The organism is Streptomyces sp. FH025 (assembly GCF_017427025.1).
In the GTDB taxonomy this organism is placed as follows: Bacteria; Actinomycetota; Actinomycetes; order Streptomycetales; family Streptomycetaceae; genus Kitasatospora.
Window position 1 is genome coordinate 1 of the sequence record NZ_JAFLNG010000572.1, and the last position, 5,120, is coordinate 5,120.

Sequence of the window (5,120 nt, forward strand, 5' to 3'; positions counted from 1 at the left end):
ACCGGGTGCCACCCTGCACGTCTCCGGCCGGACGAACGTCTGCCCCAAGGGCGCCGGGCCGCGCCAGGTCGTCCCCCCTGCCCGCCGCCCGCCGCTACCGCCCCACAGCACCGATGAAGCCCAGCAGCCGCTCGTTGACCAGCTCGGGCCGCTCCAGGTTCAGCCCGTGCCCGGCGCGTTCCACGATCTCCGCCCGCGCCCCCGGGATCAGCGCGGTGACCCGCTCCACCACCCGGCGCGGCCGGAGCAGCGCGCTGCGCTTCCCGGCCAGCACCAGCACGGGCAGCCGGACGGACGCCAACTCCTCGTCCGTGAACGGCCGGGCCGCCGGTCGGCTGTTCGGCTTGTAGCCGCGCATGGCGAGCATCAGCGGTGCGATCATCTCGCGCGGCGCGCTGAGCGCCGGGTTCGCCAGCAGCCGGCCGACGGCCGGGCGCAGCGGCCGCGGGGCCAGCATGCCGAACAGGCCGCCGACCATGTGGACGTAGAACCGCGCCGGGACCTTCTCGATCCCGCCCGGGTCGAGCGGCGCCACGGAGGCGAGCCGCTCGGGCGCGCGGATCGCCTGGTTGAGCGCCAGCCAGCCGCCGTAGGACACCCCGACCAGGTGGATCCGCTCCAGCCCGAGCCCGGCGAGGACCTCGCCCAGCCAGGCCGCGTTCTCCTCCGGCCCCGCCGCGACGGCGCGTTGGACGCTGCGACCGGGGTCGTCCAGGGTGTCGATCGCGTACACGGGGTGCCGCTCGCCCAGCGCCGCGATCTGCGGGTACCAGTTGGACGGGTGCCCGGCGTGGCCGTGCAACAGCACGATCGGCTCGCCCTCGCTCGGCCCGTAGTGGTGGACGTGGACGGTCCCGTAGCTCGTCTCGACGTCCAGCTCCCGGCGCGGTCCCGGCCACAGCTCCATCGCCCGGTCGTACGCCTCAAGGAATTTGGCGCGGGCCGCCTCGCTGACGAAGTGCCCGACGCTGGTCCTGGTCATGCTTCCTCCCGGATTTGATGGTATGGTTGTACCACAAAAATATCCGGAAGGAACGGACCTCGATGCCCAAGCTGGTGGATCACGAGGAGCGGCGGGCCCACATCATCGACGCCCTGCTCCGCTCAGCGGCGAGCAGCGGCCTGCACTCCGTCACCATGCGCTCCGTCGCCGTCGAGGCCGGCGTCTCCGTGCGCCTCGTGCAGTACTACTTCGACACCAAGGAACAGCTGCTCCTCGCCGCCATGACCCGCCTCGCCCTCCGCATGGGCGAGCGCGTCCGCAACCGCGTCCGCGCGACCGGCGCCACCACCGACCCGCGCGGCATCATCGAGGCGGTCCTGCTCGAAGCCGTCCCCACCGGCGAGGAGAGCCGGGCCTTCCACCTCATCTACACCGAGTACGCGGTCCTGTCCGTCACCGACCCGGCGCTCGCCGGGCAGCCCTTCCTCGCCGCCCCCGACGAGATGGAGGCCTTCCTGGCCGCCCAGCTGACGGCGGCCCGGGAGGCCGGAGACGCCGCCCCCCACCTCGACCCCCGCCAGGAGGCCGTCGTCCTCCTCGCCGTCTCCGCCGGCCTCGGCCTGAGCGTCCTGCTCGACCAGCGCACGGCGGAGGACGCGACGGCCGTCCTCCGCTACCACCTCGACCGGATCCTCCCCGCCCGCGCCTGAGGAGGCGGCCGCAGGAGGAGGACGGCGGACACCCGCGGAGGGCTACGATCAGCGGGACCTCGGCGCGGGCGACGACCCGGCACCACTGTCGGACGAAGGGAAGAGACCCCATGACCGATCCGGTACGCGTCGGCCTGGTCGGAGTCGGCATCATCGCCGAGACCCACCTCGCCGTCCTGGCCGAACGAGACGATGTGGCCCTGGAGTTCACGGTCGACTCACGGCCGGTCGGGCCGGTGGAGTTCCGGGGCGCCACGCCGCCCCACTACCGCGACCTCACCCAGGCGCTCGACGCGCACCGGCCGGACCTGGTCGTCCTCACCACCCCGACGGAGACGCACGCCGAGCTGACGGTCCTGGCCCTCCTCCAGTCCACGGCCAGAGTGCTCGTGGAGAAGCCCCTCGTCCACGACCTCGCCTCCCTCGCGGGGCTGCGCGAGCTGGACGGGAAGGCCGACATACGGGGCCGGGTGTTCACCGCCCACCACTTCGCCTTCTCCCCCGAGGTCGACTGGGCGGCGGAGCTGCTGGCCGCGAACCCGGACTGGGGGCCCGTCACGGCCATCACCTCGGCCTTCTACGACCCCTACGTCCTTCGCGGGCCCGAAGCCTTCGCCTCGTACGTCTCCAGCTGGATGGACTCCGGGGTGAACCAACTCAGCATGCTCACCCGCTTCGTGGAGCTCACCGAACTCACCTCGGCACAGCAGGCGGACGGCGGCGCGAGTGCGTGGTGCACGGTGGGATTCCGTTCCCGGGGCGAGGCCGGCTCGGCTCGTCTGCGCAGCAGCTGGCTGACCGGCTCCAGCAGCAAGGAGAGCAGCCTGGTGCTCGGCCGCTCCGGCGTGGAGATCTGGATCGACCACACCGCCATGACCGGATTCGCCGCCCGGGGAGGCGAGTTGCTGGCGGTCTTCGGCAACGACGGCCGCACCCCGCGGAAGGTCGCCCACTACCGCCCGCTCTACGCCAGCCTGCTCTCCGACCGGCCCGATCCGGTCCTCGGCTTCGACGCCGCCGCGACGATCACCGCGATCCACCGCGCGGTGCCCGAAGGACGCTAGCCGCGGAGGAACGGGAGGAGCCCGCCGCGCCTCGGACGCGACGGGCCCCGACACGAGGCACGCTACCGGCGGCCGGCGGCCACCTCGGCGTCGTCGTTCTCGTCCTCGCCCTGGTCGTCGTCGCCCCAGCCGTCGCTGCGGTCGCGGTACAGGGTGAAGCGGTCGAACAGCACCGGCGTCGGGAAGGGGTTGGCGGCGGTGGCCGGGGCGGAGTGGTAGTAGCTGACGGTGATGGTGGTCCGGCCGCCCGGGACCAGCCCGGGGTCGACGTCGAAGACCGCCACGCCGTAGGGGTGCGTGGTGTCCGGGTCGGTGACGGCCGACCAGTGGGCCTTCTCCTTCGCGTCAGGGTCGGCCTTGAAGGTGAGGCGCTGGGTGCGGACGGTGGCCTCGCGGACGCCGTCCTCGTCGGCGGGCAGGTAGACGTCGTCGCGCCCGGCGGTGCCGCCGCCGCCCAGGATCAGGTGGACGGTGCCCTGCGAGGTGTCGATCCGGCGCAGGTCGTCGTCGACGACGGCCGGGGTGAGCAGGCCGCCCGGCTCGGTGCCGCGCACGGGGTGGGTGCGCTCGTAGTCGTGGTCGTGGCCGGCCAGCACGAGGTCGACGGAGTAGCGCTCGAGCAGCGGCAGCAGCTTCTCCCGGACGCCCATGTCACCGCCGTGGCTGGCGGCCGAGGAGGACATCGCGAACTGGTGCAGGTTGGCGACGATCCAGTCCACCTGGCGACCGGCCCGGACACGCTTCAGCACCCGCTCCAGCCACCGTAGTTGGGCGCCCTCGCTGTAGTCGCTGATGTAGATCGACCGGCCGGTGGCCGGGTCGAGGCTGGCGTCGTCCTCGACGGCGATCTCGTTGCCGTCCAGGCTGACGAAGAGGACGGAGCCGACCTGGAAGCTGTACCAGTTGCCGCAGTAGTCCCGGGTGCCGTTGTCGGGCAGTTCGAAGCGGGTCAGGTAGGAGGCGTACCCGAGGTCCCCGCCGCCGGCCTCGACCTCGTGGTTGCCGGGCGCGGGCATCCACGGGCGGTTGGCGGCCGACTTGGCCAGGTTGTTCATGAACGCGTTCCAGGCCTGCGGCTGGAGCTGCGGGTTGTTGTTGGCGTACGCGAGGTCGCCGTTGAGCAGGTGGAACAGCGGGGCGAACTGCTCGACCTGGCGGACGGCCGCCGCGCCGTGGATCGAGGACTTCTTGAACACGTTGTCACCGGTGCCGAGGTCACCGAAGCTGGTGAAGCGGAAGGCGGCCCGGCCGCGCGCGGGCGCGGTGCGGAAGGTGCCGCGCACCGGGTCGGCGCCGTCGTGCAGCACCTCGTAGACGTACGTCGTGTCGGGCCGCAGGCCCTCCAGGCGGGCGTGGTGGGTGAAGGTCTCGACCTTGTTGAGCCCGTCGACGTAGCTGCGGCTGTGCGCGTCCACGGTGCGGCCCGCCCCGCCCTTCGGGGTGCCGATCCGCACCCGGGGGCGCCGCACCGAGGCGGCGGTCGCCCAGGAGACGGTCATCTCGCGGGACGGCTCGTTGCCCCACTGGAGGTGGATCTGCTCCGCTCCGGGGGTGCCGGCCACGGCCGGCTGGGTCCACAGCAGGGTGGACGCGGGCAGCGCGGCGAGCGCGCCGACGGCCGTACCCGTCCGAAGGACCGTTCTACGAGAAGGTTGTGTCACCACTGCCGCCTCCTGGGCTCCGAGAAACGCCCAGGAGGCTCCCAGTCGGGGGGTACGTCCACACCACGCTCGACCGTGCGTTCGGCGAACGGCAGTTGAACGCTGCTCCACGCCGGCCGCACCGCCGTCCGGTCCTGAACGCTCGTCATCGCCGGTGCGCGCCCTTCGTCGAGAGCCGTGCCGGCCGCCCTGACAGTTCGCCGTCCGCGGAGGGGTGACGGCCGGATGGCCGCGGGCCGCCGGGGTGGTGCCGGGCCGCCGGGCGGGTGACCTCTCGGACGTGTCGACGGCCGCACGCCCCTCCCGGCGTGCATGGGTGGGAGTGCGTCGCCCCGGGCGACGTACGCCTTGTCCCCGAACCTGAGAGCCGCCCATGCCTCCCACCGCTCATCTGCGCCGCATCGTCCCCACCGCGCTCTGCGCCTTCACCGTCGCCTTCGCCGCCCCAGCGGCCCAGGCAGCGCCGCCGGGCCGCGGCACCGGGACCGACCACGGGGGCCGATCGGACGGCGGGGGGTACGACTGGGACCGCGTGGCCGCCTGCGAGAGCAGCGGCGACTGGCACATCAACAACGGCAACGGCTACTTCGGCGGCCTCCAGTTCGACCAGTCCACCTGGCGCGCGAACGGCGGCCTCGCCTACGCCTCGCGCGCCGACCTCGCCAGCCGCGAGGAGCAGATCGCGGTGGCCGAACACCTGGCCGACCGCCGCGGCCTCTCCCCCTGGCCGGTCTGCGGTGCC

Annotated in this window: 5 protein-coding genes; 3 read left to right on the forward strand and 2 right to left on the reverse strand. The window is 73.1% G+C overall.

The features are described 5' to 3' along the window. Positions 1 to 94: 94 nt before the first annotated feature. The gene (locus tag J0670_RS29595) at positions 95 to 982 is read right to left on the reverse strand and encodes an alpha/beta fold hydrolase (protein WP_243437703.1); all 888 of its coding nucleotides are present in this window, start codon (positions 980 to 982) and stop codon (positions 95 to 97) included. Positions 983 to 1,044: 62 nt separating this feature from the next. Between J0670_RS29595 and J0670_RS29600 the strand changes: the two genes are divergently transcribed. Together J0670_RS29600 and J0670_RS29605 are read left to right on the forward strand one after the other, a co-directional pair. Continuing rightward, on the forward strand, positions 1,045 to 1,653 hold the full coding sequence (locus J0670_RS29600) for a TetR/AcrR family transcriptional regulator (protein ID WP_207814769.1): 609 nt from the start codon (positions 1,045 to 1,047) through the stop codon (positions 1,651 to 1,653). 110 nt (positions 1,654 to 1,763) lie between these two features. Continuing rightward, on the forward strand, positions 1,764 to 2,717 hold the full coding sequence (locus J0670_RS29605; RefSeq protein ID WP_207814770.1) for a Gfo/Idh/MocA family protein: 954 nt from the start codon (positions 1,764 to 1,766) through the stop codon (positions 2,715 to 2,717). 62 nt (positions 2,718 to 2,779) lie between these two features. Here J0670_RS29605 and J0670_RS29610 read toward each other — a convergent pair whose 3' ends face one another. Then, complete coding sequence (locus J0670_RS29610) at positions 2,780 to 4,378, reverse strand: metallophosphoesterase family protein (protein ID WP_207814771.1); 1,599 nt, start codon at positions 4,376 to 4,378, stop codon at positions 2,780 to 2,782. Between the two features lie 373 nt (positions 4,379 to 4,751). On the opposite strand from J0670_RS29610, the gene J0670_RS40065 reads away from it, so the two are divergent. Continuing rightward, positions 4,752 to 5,120 (forward strand): transglycosylase family protein (locus J0670_RS40065; protein WP_207814772.1); only part of this gene is annotated, 369 nt, incomplete at its 3' end.